A 26,041-nucleotide genomic window follows, 5' to 3' on the forward strand; every position below is an offset into this window, starting at 1 on the left:
AGGGCCTGCGCAGGCCGGCGGCGACGGTTCGGGCGGGGCGGAGTCGCCCGGAGGCCGTCACGGTCGTCGATCGTGGAACCGGAGCTGAACCCAGCGCCCTGCCCACCGGAGAGCTGCGTGGCTTGACAACCGCGTTAGAGATCATTGCCCGCGTACGACAGGTTGAAGCTCTTGTTGGTCAGCGGGAAGTCCGGGACGATCGTGTCCGCCAACGCGACCGGCAGCGCCGGCCAGTTGAAGAACGACGGGTCGACCGGCTTGACCCGGGTCAGCGTGCCGTCGGGGGCGAGTTCGACGCGGGTGGCGATGGTGCCGCGCCAGCCCTCGACCAGGCCCACGCCGGTGCCGGGGCCCGAGCCGGGCGGCAGCTGGGGCGCGAGCATCGCCCGGGAAGCCTCCAGTCCGTCGGTGAACCGCTGGATCAGGGCGAGGGAGGTCTCGATCTCCTCGGCGCGGATGAGGAAGCGAGCCAGGACATCACCGCTGTCGTGGACGGGCACGTCGAGTTGCGGACCGTATCCGGTGAACGGGTGCGCCACGCGGGCGTCGTCGGCGATGCCGCTGGCGCGAGCGACGTAGCCGAGGCAGCCGATCTCCCGGGCCGCGGCGGTGTGCAGGATGGCGGTGCCGGTGAAGCGGTCGCGGACAGTGGAGTGGCCGAGGGCGAGGTCGGCGATCTCCCGGATGTCCTCGCCCATCGCTCTCAGCCGGGCCGGGTCGGGCACAGCGTGCAGGGCCGCCCCGCCAGGTACGACGCCTCCGCGCAGCAGCCGGTGCCCGGTGACTTCCCTGTTGAGGCGCAGGAGTTTCTCGCGGACGCGCTGGGCGTGGGCGTTGAGGATGCCGTGGCCGACGTCGTTGCAGAGCATGCCGAGGTCGGCTACGTGGTTGTGGACGCGCTCCAGTTCGAGCAGGAAGGCGCGGGCGCGCTGGGCCTCTTCCGGGACCTCTGTGCCGGTGGCCTCCTCGACGGCCAGGCAGTACGCCAGGGCGTGGCCGACGGCCGTGTCGCCGCTGACGCGTTCGGCGAGCGGGAGTCCGGCGGCCACCGAGCGTCCCTGGAACAGCTTTTCCACCCCTTTGTGGACGAACCAGAGGCGGGCCTTGAGCCTCAGGATGGTCTCGCCTACGACGGAGAAACGGAAGTGGCCGGGTTCGATCAGACCGGCGTGCACCGGCCCGACCGGGATCTCGTAGACGCCGTCGCCTTCCACCTCCAGGAAGGGGTACGGGCCCTCCTGCTCACCAAAGGCGGGTGGCGGCCCGGCATCAGGGCGCATCGGGTACCAGCCGCGCGGCCAGTGGAAGTGGCGTACGAGGCGGCGCGGGAGCGGGTGGTCGAGGGGGACGATGCCGAACAGGTCACGCATCTCGCGCTCGAACCGGCCTGCGGGATAGGAGAGATGAGCCAGCGTGGGCACTTCGGGACGGTCGGGGTCGAGGCGGACGTGCAGTTCCGTACGGGTGTCGGGCGGGCCGGCCACGAACAGGTACACCACGCGCGGCCCGGCCTCGTCGAGGTGGGCCGCGACCAGCGCGAGCCGGTGCCCGCCGGTCAGCAACTCATGGGCCTGCCTGTGTAGTTCGGTGATGTCGATCTCGTGCGTGGTACGCATCGATTCAGCCTCCGATCGCCTTGGCGGCGGCGTGCAGCAGGTCGGTGAGGGGGCCGAGAGACATACCCAGGGCGGCACAGGCGGCCAAGCCCACAGCGAGGGGCCAGACGGCGGCACCCTCCCGGCACGCGGGCGGTGCCGGTGCCGGGCCCAGCAGTATCCGTGCGGTGCGCACGGCGAGCGCGGCGAAGGCGACGAGCACGAGCAGGAAGGCGACCGCCGTAGCCCAGGCGAGGCCACTGTCGGCGAGGAAACCGGCGCGGGCGATGCCGAGTTCGGAGGCGAACAGGCTGGACGGCGGGAATGCCATCAGCGCCACCACCGCGAGCCCGAACATCCCCGCCGGTGCCGGCGTGCGGGCGAGGAGCCCGCGCACCCGTCCGATCTTCGTGGTGCCGGTCAGTTGGAGGATGCGGCCTGAGGCGCAGAACGCGACGGACTTGGCGAGTCCGTGGCCGGCGATGTGCAGCAGCGCGGCGGAGAGGGCGAGGGGGCTGCCGATCGCCGTGGCCAGGGCGATCAGGCTCATGTGCTCCATGCTGGAGTAGGCGAGCATGCGCTTGTAGTCGCGCTGGGCGAGCAGCAGTCCGGCCGCGAGGGCGAGAGTGAGCAGGGCGATCCCGGCCAGCAGGATCCGGGTGAAGTCAACACCGAGCGCTGCGTCCGCGATGACCCGGTAGCGCAGGACCGCGGCGAAGGCGACGGACAGCAGGACACCGGACATCAGCGCGGACACCGGTGCGGGGGCCTGGCTGTGGGCGTCCGGCAGCCAGGCGTGCAGCGGGATCAGACCGGCCTTGGCGCCGAAGCCGAGCACGACCAGGGTGATGCCGAGCCGGGTCACCGCCGGGTCGAGGCGGTCGGCGCGGGCGACGAGGGTGGGCCAGTCGAGCGCCCATGCCTCGGCGATGCCGGCCTGCCGGGCCGCGTAGTAGAGCAGCACGGTGCCGAGGAAGGCGAGCGCGATGCCGGCCGAGCAGACCACCACATACTTCCAGGCGGCCTCCACGGAGGCGCGCGTGTGGCGGTGGCCGACGAGGAACGCGGTGACGATGGTGGTGGCCTCGACAGCCACCCACAGCACGCCGAGGTTCGCGGTGACGACGGCCAGGCACATCGCGGCCAGGAACGCCTGGACGAGGACGTGGTAGCGCCACACGCTCCGGTCACCGGCCCGTCCGGCGTCCCGTTCGCTTCGCAGATAGGCCGGGGCTGACCCGCAGGCGATCAACGCGATGCTTCCGACGACCAGCAGCATCCAGGCGGTCAGCGCGTCCGCGCGCAGGAGGCCCGAGAACGCCCGTCGAGGTTCGCCGGCGATCACGTCCGTCGCGAGCAGGCTCCCGCACGTAAGGATCGCGGCGGGTGAGACGAGACCGGCCCAGTCCCGCACAGGCCGCTGGGGCACCTTGACAGGCTCAGGTGTCTCCGCCACCACGACGTAGCCCTGCGCGGACGTCGCCTGCTGGGCCTCGCTGAGCGCAGTGGTCACCGCTGCGGCGGTCGAGCGAGTACGCAGGCCGGTCAGCGCATAGGCCCCGGCGGCCAGCAGGGGCACGGCCGGGGGCGCGCAAAGCAGGAGTGCAGAAGCGGTCGGGCTCATCAGTCGTGCAGCTCCCACAGGTCGTCGATGTCGGTGGTGCCGAACGCTGCCCGCATCCGGGTGGTGAGGATCTGCAGCACCAGCACCGCCAGCAACACGTCGAAGGAGACGCCGAGTTCGACGATGAGCGGCACACCGGAGGTGCCCAGGAAGGCGGTGGCGGTGATGCCGTTGTCCAGCAGCAGGAAGCCGACCACCTGGGCCAGCGCCCGCCTGCGGGTCACCAGCACGAAGAAGCCGATCAGGACCACCGCCAGGCCGACCGGCAGCGCACGGGTGGCCGGCGTGGGGTCCAGCTGGGTCAGGGGCCGGGCGACGGCGTAGGCGAGCAGGGTGAGCAGGGCGGCGGTGAGCAGCGAGGCGGCGACGTTGACCAGCGGCTGGGTCTCTCGGGTCTCGGTGCCTCCGGTTCCGTAACGCTGCCGGTCCTCGGTGAGCGCGGCGAGGGCGCGCCGCATGAGATAGGGCAGGACGCCCGCCCTCAGTACCCCGACGCCGAGGCCCACGGCGACCAGGTCCCACCGTTGTTCGTGCACGCCGAGCAGGACGGCGATGGCGGCGAGGGCTACGCCCTGAAAAGCGAAGTCCCGGACGATCGCAGCAAGTTCGCGCCGCCACAGCACGATGACGGCCGCCAGGAGGAAGGCGCCGCAGGCCAGGTCGAGGAGCTGGGTGAACAGGCCGCTGCTCATGACGCTCCGTTCAGGAAGTACGAGACGGTCACCGCGAGCAGCGCCAGCAGGAAGGAGCCGGCGAGCAGTTCGGGCACGCGGAACAGCCGGACCTTGGCCCAGAACACCTCGGCCGCCGCGAGCACCGCGCCCAGGAGCACGAGCTTCGCCGCGAACGCCACCAGGGCCATGGCCAGGGCGGCCCAGGAGATGCCGGTGGCCACGCCCCAGGGCACGAACAGCGAGGACAGCAGACCGAGCAGCAGGGTGAGCCGCATCTGGGCGCCGAGTTCGACCATCGCGAGGTCGGGTCCGGCGTACTCCAGCACCATCGCCTCGTGGATCATCGTCAGTTCGAGGTGGGTGGAGGGGTTGTCGACCGGGATCCGTCCCGTCTCCGCGAGGACCGCCACCGCGAGGGCGGCGATGGCCAGCAGCCCGGCCGGGGAGGCGAGGCGGGCCGGTTGGTGGGCAGCGCCGGAGACGATCGCCGGGATGTTGGTGGTCCCGGCCGGTATCGACAAGGCGAACACCGACAGCAGCAGAGTCGGCTCCACCAGCGCGGCGACCGTCATCTCCCGGGAGGCGCCCATCCCGCCGAACGCCGTGCCGGTGTCCAGGCCCGCCAGGGCGAGCGCGAGGGTGCCGAGCGCGATCAGCGCGACCACCACGATGAGGTCCGCGTGCCCGCTCACCGGAGTGTCCGTGGACAGCAGCGGCACCAGCGCGGCGGCCACCACGGTGGTCGCGACCAGCAGGGCCGGGGCGGCGCGGAACGCGGGCCCGGTACCCACCGGCGTGATGGGCTCTTTGCGCAGCAGTTTGCGCGTGTCCCGCCAGGGCTGGAACACCCCGGCTCCGGCACGGCCCTCCAGGCGGGCCCGCACCTGCCGCATCCACCCGGTCAGCAGCGGCGCCCCGGCCGCGACGACCACGACCTGGCCGGCGACGGCCACGTACCCGATCCCGCTCATCACCAGCCCACCGCCAGTACCAGCAGAAGGACGACCAGGCCGGCGAAGCCGTAGCCGAGATACAGATGGACGCTGCCGCCCGCCAGCCGCCGCGCCGCCTGTCCGGTCCCGGCCAGCGCCCGCAGCACCGGCTCGTACAGCCGGTGCTCGATCCGGTCGGGCACCCGGTGCTGGAAGCGCACCCGCTCCACCAGGTACGCCGACTCCCGCACCGGGGTGACGTCCACGTCCTGCTCGGGCGCGAGGACGTCGTCGAAGACCCGCTGCAACGGCTCGGCGAACGAGGTCGCCGTGTACGTCATGCGCGGCGTCGGCGCCCCTCCCCCGCAGTCCCACAGCCGGGCGTTCACGCGGCGCCTGCGGCGGCCGTAGAGCCGGGGCAGCACGGTCGCGAGCAGGATCGCGGCAGTGAGGGCGGCCACCACCCACAGCGGGGACAGCTGCGCGGAGATGTCCGCGAGCCGCACTCTCAGCCCGCCGCCCGTGAGCGCCCCACTGCCCGGCAGTCCGACCGCGCCCACGGCCCGGTCGAGGCCCTCGCCCAGCAGGCCGGGCACCACCGCCAGCGCCACGATCCCCACAGCGAGCAGAGCCATGCCGACGAGCATGAGCGGTGGCGCCTCCCGTGCCGAGGCGGCCCGTTCGTCGCGCGGCCGGGCGAAGAAGCAGACGCCGAGCGCCTTGACGAAGACAGCGGCGGCGATGCCGGCGGACAGCGCGATCAACGCCACCGAAAGGGGCAGGACGACGGCGACCGCGACTCCGGGCACCGCGAGCCCATGGATGAGGGACTGCAGCAGCAGCCACTCGCTGATGAAACCGTTGCCCGGCGGCAGCGCCACCGCGCCGAGCGCGGCCAGCGCGAACAGTCCGGCGGTGGCCGGCATCCGGGGACGCAGCCCGCCCAGCCGGTCGAGGTCCCGCAGACCGGTGGAGCGCAGTACCGATCCGGCCGCGCAGAACAACAGGGCCTTGAACGCGGCATGGTTGACCACGTGCAGCAGGGCCGCCGCGAGCGCCAGCGCGGCCAGCGGACGGTCGCCGTAGGCGGCGAACAGCCCGCACGCGCCGACCCCGATGAGGACCAGACCCATGTTCTCGCTGGTCGAGTACGCCAGCAGTCGCTTCAGGTCGGAGGCCATCGCCGCCTGCAGGATCCCGTACACGGCGCTGGCCCCGCCGACCGCGATCAGCCACAGCCACCACCAGGCCGGTCCGCCGCCGAGCAGATCGAGCCCGGTGCGGACGAGGCCGTAGACACCGAGGTTGACCATGGCGGCGCTCATCAGCGCCGAGACGGGGCTCGGCGCTTCAGGATGGGCCCGCGGCAGCCAGGCGTGCAGCGGGACAGCGCCCGCCTTCGAGGTGAACGCCGGCGCCACCAGCACAAAGATCAGCCCGCGTACGGCCGGCGAGATACCGTGCGCGCCCGAGCGGAGCGCGGCGAAGGTCTCCCCGCCCGCCTGCGCGGCGAACAGCGCGAGCCCGACCAGCAGCAGAACCAGACCGAGGTGGGTCATCACCGTGTACCAGACACCGGCCTGCCGTACCGGCGGGCGCTCCCGGTGCTCGGCGAGGACCAGCAGCAGCGAGGCGAGCGCCATCAGCTCCCACAGCAGCAGGAACGTGGACACCGAGGCCGCCACCGGTACGAGCAGCAGCGTGAGCGCGAACAACGGCAGCACCGCCTGCGCCGACCGTGACCCGAGCCCGTGCGCGCCGCGCCCGGCCGCGTAGCCGACGCCGTACACCGCGACCGCGGCCACGACCGCCCCCGCCACCGCCATGAACAGCCCCGCCAGCGCATCCACCGCCACATGCGCCCCCGCCAGCGGCAACAGCCCAGGGTAGACGGCCGTCCACCGGCTTCCGCCCAGCGCGGCCACACCCGCCGCGCCACCGCTCACCCCCACCCCGGCCGTCAAGACCCCGACGACCGGGATGCGGGCACGGTACGGCAGTCCGAGTCCGGCCAAAGCGCCCGCGCCGCCCAGCCCGGTGGCCGTCGCGAGGGCGACCGGAATCACGCTCACCGCCCGGTCACTGTCCTGAGCGCGGCCACGATCGCCTCCGGCTCCGGCGGGCACCCCGGCACCGCCAGATCCACCGGTACGACGTCGGAGACCGCGCCCTCGACGCCGTTCCCGCCGGCGAACTCCCCGCAGTCGAGGGCGCAGTCCCCCACCGCCACCACCAGCCGCGGCTCGCCCATCGCCGCCACCGTACGGCGCAGCGGCTCGGCCATGTTCCGGGTCACCGGCCCCGTCACCAGCGCCACGTCCGCGTGCCGGGGCGAAGCCACCAGCCGCGCCCCGTACCGCTCGGCGTCGTACACCGGGTTGAAGGCCGCGGCGATCTCGATCTCGCAGCCGTTGCACGAGCCCGCGTCCACACAGCGCACCTGCACCGAGCCGCCGAACTGCCGTGCCTTCTCCGGCACTTCCCCGTCCGGGCCTGGCGGTGCGGGTTCGGCGACCCGCCCGGTGGCCCGGATCTTACGCAACAGGCCCATGAACCCTCCCGATTGCTGGTGAGGACTGTCCGCAGGCGGCCAAACAGGGATTCCTACGGCTGGAGTTACGGCATTTTTCCGGCACTTTGCTTACTTTGAGGAGCTTTTGTCGCCTCGACTGCGCTCCCTGACCGAACGGGCACGAGCCTGGGAGCGGAAGGGGAAGGCGACCGTCTCCCTCTGCCGCAGAGCGCTGTCCAGCTCGCGGGAGACGGCCGTCGATCGAGGGCCGTGATCGTGCGCGCCACTCGCAGCAGTTCCGCCACGTCCGGGCTGGTCAGCGAGTAGTACACCGTTCGAGCCCTCCTTGTGGGTCCGGACCAGGTTCGCCCGCCGCAGCACGGCCAGCTGCAGGGACAGGTGGGCGGGCTCGATGCCCACTTCGGCCCTCGTCCCATGGGCGAGGCGGAGGTCGGTCACCGTCTTGGGGTGCACACGCAGGACCGTGTCGTGCGGGCCGTTCGTCCAGCCCGCGAGCGTGCGGCGATAGTGGGCGGCCTCGTCGGGATCGGCGATCACCTCGGCGGGGCCGGTGACAGTCACCGTCACAGCCTCGGGGAGCGAGGTCGGCTGGACAGGGGTGCGCACGATCAGGCGGCCGTGCTCCCACACATACCGTGCGGGCTACGACCATCACCTCACGCTGTACGAACGCCAGCCGTCCCAGCACTCTCCCAGCAGCCACAGCGCCTCCGCGCCGAAACACCCGACCATGCGCCTCCAGGTGGTCGCGGGCTCCCCGGATCGCCTCGGGCGTGGTGGCGTACGCCGCTTCAGCTCCGGCGCGCAGGGCGAGGGCGACCTCGACCATGCGGACCGCGGTGGCCGGCAGGACACCGGCAAGCGCCGCCAGCGGGATCTTCGCCACCAGGGGTGCCGCAGCGAAGACGATCACAGCGAAGACCACGGCGTGCGTGGACGCGGTCGGCCGGCAGCCCGCGCCCGTGCGCACGCGGACGGCGGTGTGGGCGATGGCGCCGAGGTCCGGGGCGTCGCCGAACAGCGGGGCGGCGATGTTGGCCGGGTCCTGACCGAACAGCTCGCGGTCGGGGTCGTGCTTCTGCCCGACCGTCGTGCCGTCCGCGACCGACGCGGACAACAGGGACTCCAGTCCGCGAGGGCCGCGACGGCCACCGCCGGGGCGAGCAAGGTGCCCAGTGAACCCAGGTCGAGGAAGGACAACGAGGGAACGGGCAGCCCGGGCGGTAGATCGCCGATCGGCTTGGCCGCGTCCCGGTCCGCGACCCGCGCGACGATCGTCGCGGTGATCACGGCGAGGATGGAGAAGGGGATCGTCGGCCGCAACCGCGGCACCAGCCAGTACGTCCGCGGCCACCGCACCGCGAAGCTCGGAGAGCGTGCTCCGCGCGGAACCGCTAGCCGTTGGGCCAGTCGTACGGTCCGCCGCCGCGCCACTCGATCAGTTCGGGGTCGTCGATCGCCTTGCCGGCGGTCGGCAGGTCCGCGCGGTGCAGGAAGTCAAGGACGTCGAACAGGCTGTACGCAGTGCCCGCGCCCTCGCCGTGGATCGTCACCCGCCGTCCGCCGTCCTGCGCGGGCGGGAGCACAACGACTGGAGGGCGCGCATTCATGACACCAGCATGCCCCGAAAACATTCCAATAGCCTGGGGCGTCCGTCCCGGCCCCGGGGCACGACCAGGCCAACACCACCCACCCGCTAGGGAATGACGATTCCGCGCTCGCGCTCTGCGGGCTGCGGCGGTAGTCCGGGCAACGTGACCCGTGCGGGCCTCTCCGAGACCGCGGCCGCGGCCGCGCGATGGTGCAGTCCTGCGGCGGCGGCCACATAGTCCCGGGACATGAGCAGCCCCACCAGCTGTCCATGCCGGTCTGTGACCGGAAGGGCGTCGGTGTCCTCCTCCGTCATGACGGATGCCGCGTGCGACACGGACTCCTCCGGGTGGATCCGCGCGGTCCGGCGGGAGCGCACGAGATCGCGCACCCTTCGCCGGGACAGCACATCGCCTGCGCAGGCCACAGCAAGTTCGGCCCGGTCCAGTACTCCGGCGCAGCAGCCGTCCGCGCGGACCACGGGCAGGGCTCGCTGTCCCGATCGTTCCAGGACCTCCCAGGCCATCAGCAGCGTCTCGTCCTCGCCGACCGAGTACGGCGCGGTGTTCATCAGACTCCGCACCTCCGGGTTCTCCATCACGGCCGCCTCCTTGTGCTGTAGCCAGGATCAACTGATCCGGCATTCCGCCCGTGCGGGGGAAGCCGCATGCCGGATGCCCGTTTCCCCTCCGCGTGCCTCTTCACGCTGACTCCTCGGCGACGGCCTGTCATGGGGCCTTACGGCCTCGGAATCGGCGATCGGACCTAATAAGCGGTTCAACAAAGGCCTTGCGGCCCTCCGGCAGAGCCATGCGTCCCCTGCCGCAGTCGTTGGTGTGGCGATGTGATGGACGAAGCCAGTACCCGCAGATCGCCAACGCCGCGGGCGGCACGAGGTGTGCCATGTATCGATTCTCCCGTCCAGCACGGTCATCCCCAGCACGGTCATCCCCAGCGGCGCCGATGGCCCCGCCGCGGCTCGAACCCGTGCTGCTGGCGGTCACCTCGGCTGCGCTGGTCGCGGGCGGTGGCGCCTGGTTCAACGGCGACGGTGACCTTGCCGACCTGTTGTGGAGCCTGGGAACCCTGTCCGCCGTGCTCCCGGCCATGGGCTGGGTGCTGGCCGCGCTGCGGCGCGGACGGGCGGGCGTCGATCTGATCGCCGTCCTGGCCCTCGGCGGCACCCTGGCCGTCCACGAGTTTCTGGCCGGTGCCCTCATCGCGTCGATGCTGGCGACGGGCCGCACGCTGGAGACTGCGGCGCGGCGGCGTGCCTACCACGACCTGCGGGCCCTGCTGGAACACACGCCGCGATCGGCCCGGCGTCGCACCGAAGCCGGCGTGGCCGCGATCCCGCTCGCGGACGTCGCCGTCGGTGACCTGCTCGTCGTGGGGCCGGGCGAGACGGTTCCGGTCGACGGGCGCGTGGAAAGCGCCGCCGCGGTCCTGGACGAGTCGGTGCTCACGGGGGAACCGCTGCATGTCGGCCGGGCTCGGGGCGAATCGGTCCGCAGTGGCGTGGTCAACGCCGGTGGAGCCTTCGACCTGCGCGCCACCGCGACCGAGCAGGACAGTACGTACGCCGGGATCGTACGGCTGGCCCGGCAGGCCGGCGCCGAGTCCGCGCCCGTCGTACGGCTGGCCGACCGCTACGCGGCCTGGTTCCTGCCCCTGTCCCTGGCGGTGGCCGGGACTGCCTGGCTGGTGAGCGGCTCCGCGATTCGGGCGGTCGCCGTACTCGTGGTCGCCACCCCGTGCCCCCTCCTGCTGGCGGCGCCGGTCGCCGTGGTGTCCGGACTCTCCCGTGCCTCCCGTGTCGGTGTCGTCGTCCGGGACGGTGGCGCCCTGGAAAGCCTGGGCCGGGCGCGCACTCTCCTGCTGGACAAGACGGGCACGCTGACCCGGGGTCGCCCCCGTGTCGTCGACGTGATCGCCGCGCCCGGCTGGCAGCCGGCGGAGGTGCTCCGGCTGGCCGCTTCGCTCGACCAGTACTCGCCCCACGTTCTGGCGCGGGCCATCGTCGATGCCGCGCACGAGAGAAAGCTGACGTTGTCGGTGCCGGCAAGCGTCACCGAAGAGCCGGGCGTGGGTGTTTCGGGCACCGTGGAGGGACGCCGAGTCCGCGTCGGCCGCTTCGAAATGCCCGGCGGCGGGCAGTCCTGGGCTCGTGCGGTGGACAACAGGGCGCTCCTCGACGGCGCGGCCGTCGCCTGGGTGTGCGCGGACGGTCAGGTCACGGGTGCCGTGCTGCTCCGTGACGCGCTGCGCTACGACGCCCACCGCACCCTGCGCCTTCTGCGGGCGGCGGGTATCTCCCGGCTCGTGATGCTCACGGGTGACCGGGCCGAGCCCGCGCGCGAGGTCGGCGCTGTTCTCGGCCTCGACGAGGTGCGCGCCGGACTCGGCCCGGCGGACAAGGTCGCCGCCGTACGCGCGGAACGCGACCACGCGGTCACCGTGATGGTCGGCGACGGGGTCAACGACGCCCCGGCCCTGGCGGCCGCGGACGTCGGCGTGGCGATGGGTGCCCGAGGCGCCACCGCGTCCTCCGAAGCCGCCGACATCGTCCTGACCACCGACCGCGTCGACCGCCTGGCCGACGCCGTCTCCATCGCCGTACGGGCCCGGCGGATCGCCGTGCAGAGCGCCCTGGGCGGGATGGTGCTGTCCCTCGCCGCGATGGGCGTCGCCGCGGCCGGTCTGCTCCCTCCCGCGGCCGGAGCCCTGCTCCAGGAGGGCATCGATGTCGCGGTCATCCTCAACGCCCTGCGCGCCCTGAGGGTCGACCAGACCGCGCGGCCGGCCCTCACCCCCGATGCGGAAGCTCTTGTCCGCCGCTTCGCGGCCGAGCACGTCGACCTGCAGGAGGTGCTCGAAGCCGTGCGGGGTGCCGCCGACCGCCTCACCGACGGTCCGGGTCCGCGGGCCCTCGCCGCGGTCGAGGAGGCGTACCGGCTGCTCACCGAACGCCTGCTCCCCCATGAATACGCCGAGGAGCACCAGCTCTACCCTGCCCTCGCCCCCACGCTCGGCGGCCCTGAGGCCACGGCCACCATGAGCCGGGCGCACGTGGAGATCGAGCGTCTGTCCCGGCGCATCGCCGCGCATCTGCGACTGGCCCACGACGCCGGCGGCCTGGCCGCGGGGCAGCTCGATGATCTGCGCTCCTGTCTGTACGGATTGCACACCGTCCTGTGTCTTCACTTCACGCAGGAGGAGGAGAACTACTTCTCGCTGGCCCGGTGAGCGGCCCACCGGGGCCACTCGGCCCCGCCGCTTACCCGCTCAGCCCCTGTGGCCGAGGGAGCGGGCGCCCGACGCTGAAGGGGAAGCGTCCGGAGGGAGGTCTCGCGATGACCGGCATCCAGGAAGCCCCAGTGCACGCACTGCTGAGCGACGGCACCACCGTGCGGATACGGCAGGCGGGCCCGGCGGACCGCGAAGAGGTGCTGCGGCTGTACCAGGAGATGTCGCCGGAGAACCTGCGGCTGCGGTTCTTCTCCGTCAGCCCGGCCTCCGCCCGGGAGGCGGCGGACCGGGTGGCCGCGGGCGAGCGGCCCGGCTATCGGGCGCTGGCCGCCGAGCACAAGGGACACGGGTATGAGGGACATCTGGTGGGCCTGGCCGAATACGAGGTCCTGCCGCCCGGTGGCACCGCGGACATCTCGGTGGCCGTCGCCGACGGATGGCACCACCGGGGTGTGGCCACGCTGCTGCTGGAACACCTGGCGGACGCGGCCCGTACGGCAGGCGTGACGGCGTTCAGCGCGGACGCCCTGTCCGAGAACCACGACATGCTGAAGGTCTTCCACGACCTGGGACTGCGCGTCACCCGCCACTTCGACGGACCTGAGGTGCACTGCACGGTCGAACTCACCGAGGACGACGCCTACTTGAACGCCGTCGAGGCCCGGGGACGGGTCGCCGACGTCGTCAGCATGCAGCCGCTGCTGCGGCCGAGGGCCGTCGTGGTGATCGGTGCGGGCCGCAGGCCGGGTTCGGTGGGACGGGCAATACTCCGGAACATCGGTGCCGACGCCTACACCGGGCCGGTCTTCGCCGTACACCCGGAGGCCGACACGATCGCCGGGGTGCACGCCTACCGGTCCGTCGCCGACCTGCCGCGGGTGGCCGACCTGGCCGTGATCGCCGTACCGGCCGCAGCCGTTCCCGAAGTGGCCGAGCAGTGCGGCAAGGCAGGCGTGGGCGCTCTGCTGGTGGTGTCCGCGGGCCTGGACCGGCATCAGTCCGGTGCCCTCATGGACGCGTGCCGGCGCCACGGCATGCGGCTCGTCGGCCCGAACTGCCTGGGCCTGGCCAACACCGAGGACGGCGTCCGGCTCGACGCGACCTTCGCCGCGCACCGTCCCGGGCCCGGCACCGCCGGTGTCGCCGTACAGTCCGGCGGTGTCGGCATCGCGCTGCTGGACGGGCTCGCCCGGCTCGGCATCGGCGTGTCCAGTTTCGTCTCACTCGGCGACAAGTACGACGTCAGCGGCAACGACATGCTCCAGTGGTGGGAAAGCGACGGGCACACCGACCTGGCGCTGCTGCACCTGGAGTCGTTCGGCAACCCGCGCGCCTTCTCCCGTACCGCCCGCCGGGTGGCCCGCACGATGCCGGTGCTCACCGTCGACGCGGGCCGGTCCGAAGCCGGACGGCGCGGTGCGGCCTCCCACACCGCGGCGGCGGCCGTACCGACCATGACCCGGCAGGTCCTGTTCGCCCAGGCCGGCATCACCGCGACACGGACCATCGGCGAACTCCTGGACACCGCCGCCCTGTTCCACGCACAACCTCTCCCCAGGGGCCCCAAGGTCGCCGTCGTCAGCAACGCGGCCGGAGTGGGCGTCCTGGCCGCCGACGCGTGCGCGGAAGCCGGACTCGACGTCCCATCGCTCGGCGCCGACCTGGTGAACGAGCTTCTCGGCCTGTTGCCGGACGGCGCCACCGCCACCAACCCCGTGGACGTGACCGCGGTGGTCGGAGAGGAGCAACTGCGTTCGTGCACAGGCCTCCTGGCCCGGCACGGGGCCGTCGACACCGTCCTGGTCACGCTGGTCCCCACCGCGGTCGCCACGGCCACCGGCGAGGACCTGGTGCGCGCGCTGACCCGGCCCCCGGGGCGGCTCCCCCGCCCGGTCCTCGCGGTCCTTCCCACTCAGGCGGCCCGTGTCGAGCTGCTGCCGACCGCCGTCGAGACCACCGTCCCCGCCTACTCGGACGCGGAGGACGCGGCCCGCGCCCTGGCCCGCGCCACCGCCCGCGCCCACTGGCTCTCCCGGCCGCCCAGCCGCGTACCGGAGTTGCCGGACGTGGAGACCGGTCGCGCGCGGGAGATCGTCGCCGCATACCTGGACGGCAACCCGGAAGGTGGCTGGCTCGATCCGCAGGCGACCGCGACGCTCCTGGGTTGCTACGCCATCCCGCAGATCCCCTGGGCATGGGCGCGGGACGAGGACGAAGCCGTCACCGCGGCGGAGCGGCTCGCGGGACCTGACGGGCGGGTCGTGATGAAGGCCTACTGGCCAGGGTTGCTGCACAAGAGCGAGCAGCACGCTCTGCACCTGGACCTGCAGAACCTGTCCCAGATCAGAGCCGCTCACCGGGATCTGGTCACCCGGTTCGGTGACCGGATGACCGGCGTGGTCGTCCAGCCGCTCGCGGAACGCGGCACCGAACTGTTCGCCGGCGTCGTCCAGGACGACGTCTTCGGACCGCTGGTGGTGTTCGGGCTCGGCGGTACGGCGACGGAGCTGCTCGCCGACCACGCGGCCCGGCTGGCCCCGCTGACCGAGCTCGACGCGCACGACCTGCTGACCTCGCCCCGCTGTTCCCCGCTGCTGTTCGGGTACGCCGGCAGCCCCGCCGCCGACCTCGGTGCCCTGGAACAGCTGCTCCACCGGCTGTCCCGGATGGCCTCGGACCTGCCCCAGCTGGCGGACGCCGATCTCAACCCGGTGCTGGCCGGGCCGCACGGGATCACGACGCTCGATGCCCGCATCCGGCTCGTTCCGCGCCAGGCTCACGACCCGTACCTGCGCCGACTGCGCTGACCGCAGCCCGAGCCCCGAAGGAGGTCCGCCATGCAACCCACGAAGATCGGCGCCGTCATGACCGACGACGTCGTCACGGCCGGCTACGGCACTCCGTTCAAGGACGTCGTCCGCCTCCTGCGCGAACATCGCATCAGCGGGCTGCCGGTGATCGACGAGGACGACAAGGTCATGGGTGTCGTCTCCGAGACCGATCTGATGCGGCGCCAGGCGCGCCCGTCGGAGCCGGGCGGCCGTCCCGGCGCATGGGTACAACGGCTGCGGCGCGGTGCGCGGCGGGACGCCGCCAGATCGCGGGCTCGTACGGCCGGGTGCCTGATGTCGGCGCCCGCCGTGACGGTGCCCGCGGAGGCGACTCTCCGCGAGGCCGCCCGGCTGATGACGCTGCACGGCATCGAGCGGCTGCCCGTGGTCGACGAGGAGGACCGGCTCGTCGGCATCGTCACCCGGCGCGATCTGCTGCAGGTCTTTCTGCGCTCCGACGAGGAGATCCGGCAGGCAGTACGAAGCGAGGTGCTGGTCGACGCGCTGTGGCTCGGCCCGCACGTCGTCGAGGTCGAGGTGTACGACGGTGTGGTCACCCTCACCGGGCAGTTGGAGCGCCGTAGCGACGTCACGGTGGCGGTCGCCCTGACCCGGCGCCTGGACGGGGTGGTCGACGTGGTCGACCACCTCACCTGTCGCTTCGACGACCGGCACCCACAATCTGCCGGACCGGCCGCGCGCGGCGAGGCCGACGACTGGTTGCGCAAGCTGTGATCCTCATCGAGCGGTTCTCAGCCGCCCGTTACGTCGAGCTCGGCGTACATGCCGGCCGCGTAGTGACCGGGGACGTTGCAGAGGAGTTCGTAGCGGCCGGGCTGCAGCGTGAGTGTGGTCCAGCCCATCGCGCCCGGGGTGATGCCGTGGCCGCTGCCCGCTTGGCAGCTGCGGGAGGCTTCGCCCACGCTGCCCGTCTCGCTGATCCGTCCGTCGGGGCCGACGAGCCTCTCCCCCGCGAACTGGCCCGTCGGCAGCGGGAGCACGAGGACCTCGTGGGTGAGGGCACCGACGTTTCTCACCCGCAGTGAGATCGTCCCGGCCGGGACCGTCGCCGGCTGAGCGGTCAGGCGCATCATGCCCGTGGGGTACCAGGGGTACCGGCCAGGAGCGGGGCTCATCATGCCCGGGCCCATGTCGTCCGCGGTCACGTCCACGGTACGGCCGGGGAGAGCAGGCACCGCGCACCGCGCGGCCGGGGCCGTCCATCCCGGCGGGGCTGAGCCGTAAGTGCCAGTGGTGGCGAGCAAGGCGGTCGTCGCGATGCCCAGCACCACGGCTGCGGCAGCCACGGCGACGACCAGCCACAGCGTGCGTCGGCGCGTGGTCACCGGTGCTCCCGCAGCGTCGCGAGGCGGCGTTGGTACTCGTCCTCGTCGATCTCTCCACGGGCGAATCGCTCTGCGAGCAGATCCTCCGCGCGCCTGCTCGCCCCTCCGCCCTCGCCGGGCGGGGGCCAGCCTGGCTGGTGACTGCGGGCGCCGCTGAAGTAGTGGACGAGGGCGACGCCCCCGGCGATCAGCAGCCCCCAGAAAAGAATCATGATCACGGTCATGAGGAGCCATCCGCCCCCGCCCCAGCCGCCGTACCACATCACGTCGATCACCTTCTTCGGCCTGCCGATCACCGACAGGCCCAGGATCGCTCGGCGCGGAACCGGTGGGGAGGGCCGTATGGGTCCGTGCCGGTGGCTGAACGGCCCTCCGGAAGGGGCGGGGCAGCCCCCTCAGGCTCGCCGGGCCGTCGGCACGGCTGATGTCGATGGCCCCCTGGACGGAGCGCACGGCCTGGCAGGGCTCGGGGCGGAGTTCCGGGGCCCGGGTGGGGACGGCGTCCCGGTAGACGTCCAGGGCGGCCACGCCATGGGGCTGTCGACATAGACGGGTACGACGGCACGCCGGCGAAGCGGGCGCGCCCGCTTCGTCCTCGTGTCGGCGGTTGCCGTACGTCGACTCCATGAGGAGTGCTTCAGCGCCCGAGAGCCGCCCTGGCGCAACTTCGCGCTGTCGCGCAGCACGATCCCGAACGGTACCGGTGAACCGTCGGTGGCCGTGATGTGCTGGTAGCGGCGGGAAGGACCCGTGGGAGACGCGGAGAAGCGGCCCGCGGCCGAGCACCGCGTGATCCGGATCCGCGAGAAGTGGACGGCCCTTCCCGTCGAGCTATGCCGTGGCAGGGTCCGTGGCTCCGCGTGCCGCAGCTGTCCGATGCCGGACGATCTCGTCCTCGACGCGCGCGACCAGCATGTCCACCGCGGCGCCGACGGACGGCGACAGACCCGGTCCGAGAGAGGTGTCGGCCGTATCGACGGCGTACACCACGAGGCGGGCAGGCAGCCGGTCCAGCTCGTACGCCACCTCGACGGCCTCGCCGAGTCCGCGCGGGAGGAGCGTCCCTGACCGCGTCGGTCGGCTGGGGTCCCATTCCAGACGGTGGATGCGGCCGGGGTGACTCGGGTGCGGGTGCACCGCCTCCAGCACCACGGTCAGTTCGGTGCCGTCCCACAACCGGATCAGCCGCCCCGGATCGAGGTCGCACTCGGCAAGGACGGTGCCTGGTGGGAAAGGCCTCTTCAGCGCGTACTCACGCAGGCGGGACAGGACCGCCCCGCCGACGCCCGCGTCGTGCCGGGACGGGTCGCCGACCGCGATGACCGCGATGCGCGTGGAGACACTCATGGTGTCACTCCCTCCGGGCGGGTGCCTCCAGACTGCGGCTCGGCGGCACCGGCTCACATGGGCCGAAGGGCCCTGGCGGGATCCGAGCGGCCCGTGGCGGTGGGGCCCGGACACGCTCACGCTGGAGGCAGGACCCATGAAGGGAGCCGGTGCGATGACTTCCGCCACCACCGTGACCATGGCCTTGTCAACCGAGTACCGCGACCGTCTGATGCGCCTCGCCCGCGAGGTCTCCTTCGATGCCGGCACTCGCCTGTTCGAGGAGGGCCGGCGCGCCAACCGCTTCTGGATCATCCGCACCGGCACCATCGCCCTCGACCTGCATGTGCCCGGCCGCCGTCCCGCTGTCATCGAGTCGCTCGGACACGGCGAACTGGTCGGCTGGTCCTGGCACTTTCCGCCGTACCTCTGGCACCTGGGTGCCGAGGCCATGAGCCCCGTGCGGGCGTGGGAGTTCGATGCCGAGTCCGTGCGGGTGCTGTGCGCCGAGGACCCCGGGTTCGGCCGGGCGATCGCGGTCTGGGTCGGACAGGTGGTCGCGCAGCGTCTGCATGCCTCCCGGATCCGGCTGCTCGACCTCTACGCCCCCTACGGCAGCGGCGGCCTGATATGACCGCCCGGCCGCGTGAGGAGGACAGGCCTCGTGAGGAGGACAGCATGAATGGCGGCTCGCACCGGGTGAGTGACGTGATGACACGTGCCGTCGTAGCGGTGGGCCGCAAGGCTCTGTTCAAGGACATCGTCGAGCGCATGGAGCAGTGGGAGGTCAGTGCCCTGCCCGTCCTTGAGGGCGACGGCAGGGTGGTCGGGGTGGTCTCCGAGGCCGATCTGCTGCCCAAGGAGGAGTTCCGGGACAGTGACCCGGACCGGTTCACCCAGATGCGCCGGCTGTCCGACCTGGCCAAGGCCGGGGCGGCGACCGCCGAGGAGCTGATGAGTACGCCGGCCGTCACCGTCCATGCCGACGCCACGCTCGCGGAGGCCGCGCGCATCATGGCGCTGCGGCACGTCAAACGGCTCCCCGTCGTGAACGCCGAGGGTGTCCTCGACGGCGTGGTCAGCCGGGGCGATCTGCTCAAGGTGTTCCTGCGCCCGGACAACGACCTCGCCGACGAGATCCGGCGCGAGGTCGTCGACCGCCTCTTCCCGGCCCCGGTCGAGCCGGTGCACGTCATGGTCACCGACGGCGTGGCGACACTGACCGGACGGGTTCAGGACGCCACTCGCATCCCGCTCGCCGTCCGCCTCGTGCGGGGCGTCGAGGGCGTGGTGAGCGTGGACTGCCGGCTCACCTACGAGTGATCGCTCCCGACTCGCCTGGCGCGGAGGACACTCGGGGGACAACTGCCCGCTGCCGGCGGCGCGTTGGCAGGCCGCCTGCTGTGCGGGTGCGCCCGGCGTTCAGCCCTTGCCCCCGCTCAGGTTCCCCCATCGAGGACCGACCCGCTTCCATTCCTCGTCCCACTCGGCCACACGCCGCCGGATGAGCCGCGTGCGCACCGCCCGTCCGGCGGCCCACACCGCGCCGCCGGCCAAGGGCGCGACAAGGGCTCCGACCGCGGCCGCCTGAAGGGTTGCCACCGCACCCGTGGCCGGAGCGGACACGACGTGCCCCGTGCGGTCCGTCCACACGGTGATCCGGGTACCGGCCGGAACGCCGGGGACCACCTGCACCCTGTCGGTGCGCACCGTTCCGTCCGTCGCCGTCCAGCGCACGGGTGCCCATACCCGGCCGTCGTCGTACCCGCTCCCGGCGAGCGGCGTCCTGACCGCGTCGTCGGTGAGAGCGGCGGACACGGCGTGGACCTGGGCCCGCCGCACGGCGAACGCCGAGTCCGTCATCCGAGCCGCCACCGCGCCCGCGAGGGCACCGCCGACAAGGACGCAGATCCAGGTGGCGAGCACGATCCAGGCCTCGACGACATCGCTGTGCCGCCGCATCGGGTTGCGCCGCCAGCGCCACAGCCGGACCGGCCGCACGCTTGTGGGAGGTGTCCGCGTCATGGCCGCCGCCTCTTCTCGCGAGCCGCGGGCCGCCCTCAGGCGGGGGCCGCCCGCCGCGGGTCCGGGAGATCGGGGTCGAGGTCCGGATGACGGGGCGGGCCGGCCAGCGCGCACCGCACGTCCACCACGCCCTCCACGGCCCGCGCCAGCAGAAGGGCGAGCGGGACGAGCGCCGTGTCGCGCACCCGGCCGGTGAGCGTCACGACACCGTCGTGCACCTCGGTCCGGATCGATTCGGCGTGGGAGCCGAAGAGCCGTACGACGACCTCGTCCCTGATCTCCTCTGCGATCTCCTCGTCGGCCCGCAGGAACACCTTCAGCAGGTCGGAGCGGCTGACGATGCCCGTGAGGAAGCCGTCGTAGTCGACCACCGGCAGGCGCTTGACCCGCTCGCGCGCCATGACACGCGCGGCATGGGCGAGGGTGGCGTCGGCTGTCACGGTGACGGCCGGGGTGCTCATCAGCTCACCGGCCATCACCGCGCCCGCCTTGTACGCGTCGGCGGGATGCCCCACCAGCCCGTAGCCGTCCGGGTCGCCTTGGCGGTACTCCTCCTTGGGCAGCAGATCGGCCTCGGAGACGACACCGACGACACGTCCGGTGTCGTCCAGCACGGGGAGGGCACTGACCCGCCACTCCCGCATGGTCTTCACGATCTCCTTGAAGGCTGCGCCCGTGCGCAGAGCCACGACCTTGCGGGTCATCACGTCGTTCACGACCGTCGGAGTGCCGTCCATGGCGTCCTCCAGAGCTGGGCTGCCGTCCTGCGACACCTCCAGCCTGAGGCCGCGGCCCCGCTCCCGGCATGGGCCGAGCGGCCCTCCCCGGTCTCTGTGACAGGGCCGACCGGGGTGATACGGCCCCGGTTCCGCGTCTCCGCCGGCCGCGACGAGATCCAGGGGGCGGTTCCTACGCGGGCGGGAGCGGGACCCGCCAGTCCAGCACCGTGCCGCCACCCGGGGCGCTGCTCACCGCGAGCCGTCCGCCCAGCTGCTCAGCTCGCTCGGCCATGTTCCGCAGCCCGCTGCGGCGGCCGTCGCCCGGAATGCCCACCCCGTCGTCCGAGACCGTCAGGGACACCTCCCGGCCGTCTGCCACGAGGACCACCTGGGCCCGGTCCGCGTGGGCGTGCCGGGCGATGTTGGTGAGGGCCTCCGCGAGCACCGCCACGACATGATCGGCGGTCTCGGGCGGCACATCGGTGTCGACCAGACCCTCGATGCGCACGCTGGGCGTGAAGTCCAGGAGCGGGGCGGTCTCGCCGACCACGCGGACGACCCTCGCGCGCAGTCCGCTGTCGGCGGGGCCCGTGCCTGCCCGCAGCCCGAAGATCGTAGACCTGATGATCTTGATGGTCTCGTCGAGCTCGTCCACAGCCCGCAGCACCCGTTCAGCGGCTTCGGGGTGCTCGATGAAACGGCACGCGCTCTGCAAGGTCATTCCCGTGGCGAACAGCCGCTGGATGGCCAGGTCGTGCAGGTCACGGGCGATACGGTCGCGGTCCTTCAGCAGCGCGATCTGCTGGGCGTCCTGCCGGCGCTCGGCCAGTTCCATCGCGATCGCGGCCTGCGCGGCAAAACCGTTCAGCATCTCGGTCTCCGTTTCCGAGAACACCGGCCGGCCGGCCTCGCGCGCCAGCAGGACCACACCCCGTACCCCGCCCTCGCTGGTGCGGATGGGCACGGCGACGGCTGGGCCGAGTCCGGCGAAGCGCGGGGGTTCCTGGGAGATCCGGGCATCGTGGGTGACGTCGTCGCTGGTGACCGGAGCGGCGGTGGAGTACGCGAGTCCCATCAGGCTCTCGTGCAGCGACAGCACCAGCCCGCGGTGTGCCTCCGCGTCCAGTCCGACCGCGATCTCCACGGAGAGCGACTTCGTGTCGTCCATCGGCAGCGCGACCGCCGCCAGGGCCGAGCCCGCGATCTCCCGGGCCCGTTCGGCGATCAGCCGAAGGGACTCGGCACGCGCGCTGCCCGACACCAGGCTGTGGGTGATCTCCGCGTTCGCCCGCAGCCAGCGCTCACGCAGCCGGGAGTGCTCGTACAGGCGCGCGTTGTCGATGGCCACGCCGGCGGCCACGGCGAGTGTCGACAGCACCGACTCGTCGTCCTCGTCGAACTCCGCACCGCCGCGTTTCTCGGTCAGATACAGGTTGCCGAAGACCTGGTCGCGCACCCGGATCGGGACGCCGAGGAACCTGGTCATCGGCGGGTGGTGCGGCGGGAAGCCGTACGAGGCCGGGTGTTCGGAGATTTTCGCCAGCCGCAGCGGCTCCGGATGCCGGATCAGCTCGCCCAGGATGCCGTGCCCCTCCGGATAGCGGCCGACGGCGGCGATCTGTTCCTCGGTCACGCCGACGGTGTGGAAGGCGGACAGCGTCCTGCCGTCGGGCCCGATGACGCCGAGGGCTGCGTACTCGGCCTCCACGAGCACCGCGGCCGCCTCCACGATGGAGTGCAGAGCCTGTTCCAGGTCCAGTTCCCGGCCGACGGAGAGGACCGCCCCCAGCAGGTTGCGCACGCGATCCTGGGTGCCCCGGGCCGCGTTGATCCGGGCCTGCAGCTCCTCCAGCAGCTCGTCCAGCTTCAGCTGAGGCAGTGACGCGCGGGACTCTCCGGGCTGTGCCACCACGCTCCTCTCGGCCCTCTGGCGCGGGGCGGGAAGCTTCGGCTTGGTGCGCTATCACCCTATCGGTCCCCAGCTGGGGGGCGGTATCCGGGCCCGTGAGCCGCTCCTCAGATCAAGGCCCAGCCCGCCGCGGCGGTCACCGGCCGACGGCCGGGTCTTGGGCCGATCGGCCCACCCCTGGGGACCGAGAGCACCTCCCCTGCGATCCCGCCCGCGTCGGAGGCTGAAGCCGTGCGCGACGGAGCCGAGCCGAGGAGAGGCGTCATGGTCCGCTACGTCTACGACTTCCGGGACGGCAGCCGCGACCTGGCCGGCCTGCTCGGCGGCAAGGGCGCCAACCTGGCCGAGATGACCCGGCTGGGCCTGCCGGTACCACCCGGGTTCATCGTCACCACCCAGGCCTGTCGGGCCTTCCTCGCCAGTGGCGAGGAACCGGAGGGCATGTCGGCGGAGGTCTCGCGGCACCTGTCGGTGCTGGAGACGGCCACCGGGCGGCGGCTGGGCCAGGCGGACGCCCCGTTGCTGGTGTCCGTCCGCTCCGGGGCCCGTTTCTCCATGCCCGGCATGATGGAAACGGTCCTCGACATCGGCCTGAACGACGCCTCCGTGCTCGGCCTGGCCAAGGTGTCCGGGAACGAACGCTTCGCCTGGGACTCCTATCGCCGGCTCGTCCAGATGTACGGCAGCACGGTGATGGGCGTCGATCCGGCGCTGTTCGACGAGGCGATGGCCCTGCTGAAGGAGGCCCGCGAGGCCCCCGACGACGTCCACCTGAACGCGGGCGACCTCGCCTGGCTGGCGGAGATGTACAAGGGCGTGATCCGCGACGAGACGGGCCACGACTTCCCGCAGTCCCCCGCCGGGCAACTCCAGCAGGCGATCCTCGCCGTGTTCCGCTCCTGGAACGCCGAGCGCGCCCGGCTGTACCGGCGGCGCGAGCACATCCCGGACGACCTCGGTACCGCCGTCACCGTGCAGCGCATGGTGTTCGGCAACCTCGGCCCCGACTCCGGCAGCGGCGTCGCCTTCACCCGCGACCCGGCGACCGGGCGTCCCGGCCTCTACGGCGACTACCTGCCGAACGCACAGGGCGAGGACGTCGTCTCGGGCGTGCGGGACGCCGTGCCGCTCGCCGAACTGGAACGGCTTGACCCGCGCGCGTACCGGCAACTGCGCGATCACGCACAGGCGTTGGAGCGCCACTACCGGGATCTGTGCGACATCGAGTTCACCATCGAGCGGGGCACCCTGTGGATGCTGCAGACCCGGGTGGGAAAGCGCACCGCGGAGGCCGCGTTCGCCATCGCCGCCGAGTTGGTCGAGGAAGGGCTGATCACCGCCGACGAGGCTCTGGCACGGGTGAGCGGCGAGGGGCTGGCGCGGCTGATGTTCCCGCGCTTCGACACGGACGGCACCGGCGATGCGCTGGCCCACGGGGTACCGGCCTCCCCGGGTGCGGCGGTGGGCGCGGCCGTCTTCGACTCGGCGGAGGCCGTACGGCGGTCCGCGGCGGGCGAGCAGGTCGTGCTCGTACGGGAGGAGACGACCCCCGACGACCTGCCCGGCATGGTCGCCGCGCAGGCGGTGCTGACCGGCCGGGGCGGCAAGACCAGCCACGCGGCGGTGGTCGCGCGTGGCATGGGCAAGGTCTGCGTGTGCGGCGCGCAGGACATCACCGTAAACGGCGCAGCACGCCACTTCACCGCCCGCAACGGCACCGTCGTCGAAGAGGGCACGGTCATCTCGGTGGACGGCTCCACCGGCGCCGTGTACGCGGGCGCGGTTCCGCTGATCGCCTCCGCGACCATGCGCTATCTGGAGACCGGCGAGCACAGGGACAGCGCGGTCGCCGCCGTCGCCCGCGCTCTGGACCACGCGGACTCGGTACGGCGGCTGGAGGTGCGGGCCAACGCGGACACCCCCGAGGACGCGGCACGCGCCCGGCGGTTCGGCGCGCAGGGCATCGGGCTGTGCCGCACCGAGCACATGTTCCTCGGCGAGCGGCGCAAGCTGGTGGAGGAGATGATCCTGGCCCGCACCGCTGCCGGACGCGAGCGGGCACTGGCGGCTCTCCTGCCGCTCCAGCGGCGGGACTTCGCGGCCATTCTGGAGGCGATGGACGGCCTGCCGGTCACCATCCGGCTCCTCGACCCACCGCTGCACGAGTTCCTGCCCGACCGCACCGCCCTGGCCGTGCGCATAGCCGCCGCCGAGGCGGCGGGCGGGCAACCGGACGTCCACGACGTGGAGTTGCTCGACGCCGTGAACCGGATGCACGAGGACAACCCGATGCTCGGCCTGCGCGGCGTACGGCTGGGGCTTGTGGTTCCGGGCCTGGTCGCGATGCAGGTCAGGGCCGTCGCCGAAGCGGTGGTCGAGCGGACGCGGGCCGGGGGCTCCCCGCGGGCGGAGATCATGGTGCCGCTCGTCGGAGCCGTCGAGGAACTCCGGCTGACCCGCGAGCAGGTGGCGCGCGTGCTGGCCGAGGTCGGCGAGGAGACCGGCGTGCCCGTCCAGTGCCCGGTCGGCACCATGATCGAACTCCCCCGGGCCGCGCTCACGGCGGGCCGGATCGCCGAGGAGGCGGAGTTCTTCTCCTTCGGCACCAACGACCTCACCCAGACCACCTGGGGCTTCTCCCGCGACGACGTGGAGGCCGCCTTCTTCTCGGCGTACCTCGACAAGGGCGTCTTCGCCGCCTCGCCGTTCGAGACGCTCGACCGGGAAGGAGTGGGCCGGCTCGTCCGGATCGCCGTCGAGGAGGGCCGCGCCGTCCGGCCCGACCTGCAGACCGGAGTCTGCGGCGAGCACGGCGGCGACCCGGAGTCGATCCGCTTCTTCCACAGCGCCGGCCTGGACTACGTCTCCTGCTCTCCGTTCCGGGTCCCGGTGGCCCGTCTGGAGGCGGGCCGGGCCGCGCTGGGCGGCATGGACACCGATGACAGCAAGTGAGCGAACCGGTGCTGACCGGCCCCGTGGTCGTGGACGCGCCCGGGCACCGCATCCGGCCCGCCGTCCACCCGGTCAACTGCGCCCTGGACGGCGGTGACATCGTGATCCGTACATACGAGGGCTCGGCTCTGACCTCGCAGGCCCATGAAGCCGACAGCGTCGGCGTGGTCGTCGCCCACGAGGCACCACAGAGTCACCTGCCTCGCCCGCCGACACTGGCGGAACACAGGTTTTCGAGGCGGTGGGTCGCGTCTTGGAACAGCCTGTCGATGTGGCGGCGGCTCGCCCGGAGAAGCAGGTGGACGAACGGTCCGGCGTCGACGGCGAGTGTCCAGCGGACGCCGGTTCTCGTGCCGGTCAGAGGCGTCAGCGTCCACTGCTCCATGAGCGCGCGGACGCCTGGCATGTTGACCTCGTGGACCTGGTAGGCGAAGCGCTCGTCCGGATCCCAGGCGGTGACCTGCTCGCGGGCCCGGATGAGGCGGTACAGGCGGAAGAAGCGCATGGTGCCGACGCCGTGGGGCGGCGGTCCCTCGTAGCGGACGTCGTTGGCCGGCCTGAACCAGTGGGGCCAGTTCTCGGGCTGGGCGGCGATCTGGTCGAAGACCGGGCCGGCCGGTGCGTGCAGTTCGGCGGTGCAGGTCTGCCGGAACGGGGCGCTTGCCAGGAAGCCCGGATCCTCGGAGCGTAGCCGGTAGGTCATGGTGTTCGAAATCCCGGTGTCGGTAGGGCTGTT

The 26,041-nt window shown here is 72.4% G+C and carries 21 protein-coding genes and 2 pseudogenes; 6 read left to right on the forward strand and 17 right to left on the reverse strand.

Annotation, left to right across the window (positions count from 1 at the left end):
- Positions 1-134: 134 nt before the first annotated feature.
- The 10 genes and pseudogenes from M878_RS51915 to M878_RS51955 form a co-directional block, all read right to left on the reverse strand.
- Positions 135-1,616, reverse strand: a complete 1,482-nt coding sequence (locus M878_RS51915) for a hydrogenase large subunit (RefSeq protein WP_023544344.1) — start codon at positions 1,614-1,616, stop codon at positions 135-137.
- Between the two features lie 4 nt (positions 1,617-1,620).
- Complete coding sequence (locus M878_RS51920) at positions 1,621-3,219, reverse strand: proton-conducting transporter transmembrane domain-containing protein (RefSeq protein ID WP_023544345.1); 1,599 nt, start codon at positions 3,217-3,219, stop codon at positions 1,621-1,623.
- The gene (locus tag M878_RS51925) at positions 3,219-3,911 is read right to left on the reverse strand and encodes a hypothetical protein (protein WP_023544346.1); all 693 of its coding nucleotides are present in this window, start codon (positions 3,909-3,911) and stop codon (positions 3,219-3,221) included. The genes M878_RS51920 and M878_RS51925 overlap by 1 nt, the downstream gene beginning before the upstream one ends.
- On the reverse strand, positions 3,908-4,864 hold the full coding sequence (locus tag M878_RS51930; RefSeq protein ID WP_023544347.1) for a respiratory chain complex I subunit 1 family protein: 957 nt from the start codon (positions 4,862-4,864) through the stop codon (positions 3,908-3,910). Before M878_RS51930 ends, M878_RS51925 begins: the two co-directional genes overlap by 4 nt.
- Positions 4,864-6,897, reverse strand: a complete 2,034-nt coding sequence (locus M878_RS51935; protein WP_023544348.1) for a proton-conducting transporter transmembrane domain-containing protein — start codon at positions 6,895-6,897, stop codon at positions 4,864-4,866. The genes M878_RS51930 and M878_RS51935 overlap by 1 nt, the downstream gene beginning before the upstream one ends.
- Positions 6,894-7,376, reverse strand: coding sequence for an NADH-quinone oxidoreductase subunit B family protein (locus M878_RS51940; protein WP_023544349.1), 483 nt, complete (start codon positions 7,374-7,376; stop codon positions 6,894-6,896). Before M878_RS51940 ends, M878_RS51935 begins: the two co-directional genes overlap by 4 nt.
- 233 nt (positions 7,377-7,609) lie before the next feature.
- Positions 7,610-7,760, reverse strand: a pseudogene (locus M878_RS95970) (transcriptional regulator); the annotation flags it as partial.
- 385 nt (positions 7,761-8,145) lie between these two features.
- Positions 8,146-8,718 (reverse strand): annotated as a pseudogene (locus tag M878_RS93405) (SulP family inorganic anion transporter); the annotation flags it as partial.
- Positions 8,719-8,752: 34 nt separating this feature from the next.
- Positions 8,753-8,968, reverse strand: a complete 216-nt coding sequence (locus tag M878_RS51950; RefSeq protein WP_031223680.1) for a hypothetical protein — start codon at positions 8,966-8,968, stop codon at positions 8,753-8,755.
- A gap of 86 nt (positions 8,969-9,054) precedes the next feature.
- A complete protein-coding gene (locus M878_RS51955; RefSeq protein ID WP_023544353.1) occupies positions 9,055-9,546 on the reverse strand; it encodes a CBS domain-containing protein in 492 nt (163 codons plus the stop codon).
- A 365-nt stretch (positions 9,547-9,911) separates the two neighbouring features.
- Between M878_RS51955 and M878_RS51960 the strand changes: the two genes are divergently transcribed.
- The 3 genes from M878_RS51960 to M878_RS51970 all read left to right on the forward strand — a co-directional run bounded on the left by M878_RS51960 (position 9,912) and on the right by M878_RS51970 (position 15,763).
- On the forward strand, positions 9,912-12,194 hold the full coding sequence (locus tag M878_RS51960) for a heavy metal translocating P-type ATPase (protein WP_023544354.1): 2,283 nt from the start codon (positions 9,912-9,914) through the stop codon (positions 12,192-12,194).
- A gap of 107 nt (positions 12,195-12,301) precedes the next feature.
- Complete coding sequence (locus M878_RS51965; protein ID WP_023544355.1) at positions 12,302-15,004, forward strand: bifunctional acetate--CoA ligase family protein/GNAT family N-acetyltransferase; 2,703 nt, start codon at positions 12,302-12,304, stop codon at positions 15,002-15,004.
- A gap of 30 nt (positions 15,005-15,034) precedes the next feature.
- Entirely contained in the window at positions 15,035-15,763 is a 729-nt protein-coding gene (locus tag M878_RS51970) for a CBS domain-containing protein (protein WP_023544356.1), read from the forward strand.
- Positions 15,764-15,780: 17 nt separating this feature from the next.
- Here M878_RS51970 and M878_RS51975 read toward each other — a convergent pair whose 3' ends face one another.
- The 3 genes from M878_RS51975 to M878_RS51985 all read right to left on the reverse strand — a co-directional run bounded on the left by M878_RS51975 (position 15,781) and on the right by M878_RS51985 (position 17,721).
- Complete coding sequence (locus tag M878_RS51975) at positions 15,781-16,374, reverse strand: sulfocyanin-like copper-binding protein (protein WP_023544357.1); 594 nt, start codon at positions 16,372-16,374, stop codon at positions 15,781-15,783.
- Positions 16,371-16,637, reverse strand: a complete 267-nt coding sequence (locus M878_RS51980; protein WP_031223686.1) for an SHOCT domain-containing protein — start codon at positions 16,635-16,637, stop codon at positions 16,371-16,373. Before M878_RS51980 ends, M878_RS51975 begins: the two co-directional genes overlap by 4 nt.
- Before the next feature lie 568 nt (positions 16,638-17,205).
- Complete coding sequence (locus M878_RS51985; protein ID WP_023544359.1) at positions 17,206-17,721, reverse strand: hydrogenase maturation protease; 516 nt, start codon at positions 17,719-17,721, stop codon at positions 17,206-17,208.
- Between the two features lie 154 nt (positions 17,722-17,875).
- On the opposite strand from M878_RS51985, the gene M878_RS51990 reads away from it, so the two are divergent.
- Complete coding sequence (locus M878_RS51990; RefSeq protein WP_031223687.1) at positions 17,876-18,334, forward strand: Crp/Fnr family transcriptional regulator; 459 nt, start codon at positions 17,876-17,878, stop codon at positions 18,332-18,334.
- Positions 18,335-18,378: 44 nt separating this feature from the next.
- Positions 18,379-19,023: a CBS domain-containing protein gene (locus M878_RS51995; RefSeq protein WP_023544361.1), complete on the forward strand. Its 645-nt coding sequence runs from the start codon at positions 18,379-18,381 to the stop codon at positions 19,021-19,023.
- A gap of 99 nt (positions 19,024-19,122) precedes the next feature.
- Here the strand turns inward: M878_RS51995 and M878_RS52000 are convergent, their stop codons facing one another.
- The 3 genes from M878_RS52000 to M878_RS52010 all read right to left on the reverse strand — a co-directional run bounded on the left by M878_RS52000 (position 19,123) and on the right by M878_RS52010 (position 22,353).
- The gene (locus M878_RS52000; RefSeq protein WP_031223688.1) at positions 19,123-19,725 is read right to left on the reverse strand and encodes an Rv1733c family protein; all 603 of its coding nucleotides are present in this window, start codon (positions 19,723-19,725) and stop codon (positions 19,123-19,125) included.
- Positions 19,726-19,760: 35 nt separating this feature from the next.
- Positions 19,761-20,462: a CBS domain-containing protein gene (locus M878_RS52005; RefSeq protein ID WP_023544363.1), complete on the reverse strand. Its 702-nt coding sequence runs from the start codon at positions 20,460-20,462 to the stop codon at positions 19,761-19,763.
- Between the two features lie 172 nt (positions 20,463-20,634).
- Positions 20,635-22,353, reverse strand: a complete 1,719-nt coding sequence (locus M878_RS52010; protein WP_023544364.1) for a sensor histidine kinase — start codon at positions 22,351-22,353, stop codon at positions 20,635-20,637.
- Between the two features lie 264 nt (positions 22,354-22,617).
- Between M878_RS52010 and ppdK the strand changes: the two genes are divergently transcribed.
- Entirely contained in the window at positions 22,618-25,305 is a 2,688-nt protein-coding gene (gene ppdK / locus M878_RS52015) for a pyruvate, phosphate dikinase (protein WP_023544365.1), read from the forward strand.
- Positions 25,306-25,498: 193 nt separating this feature from the next.
- On the opposite strand, the gene M878_RS52020 is transcribed toward ppdK, so the two are convergent.
- Positions 25,499-26,008, reverse strand: a complete 510-nt coding sequence (locus M878_RS52020; RefSeq protein ID WP_023544366.1) for an SRPBCC family protein — start codon at positions 26,006-26,008, stop codon at positions 25,499-25,501.
- Positions 26,009-26,041 lie beyond the last annotated feature (33 nt).

Source organism: Streptomyces roseochromogenus subsp. oscitans DS 12.976, assembly GCF_000497445.1.
GTDB lineage: Bacteria > Actinomycetota > Actinomycetes > Streptomycetales > Streptomycetaceae > Streptomyces > Streptomyces oscitans.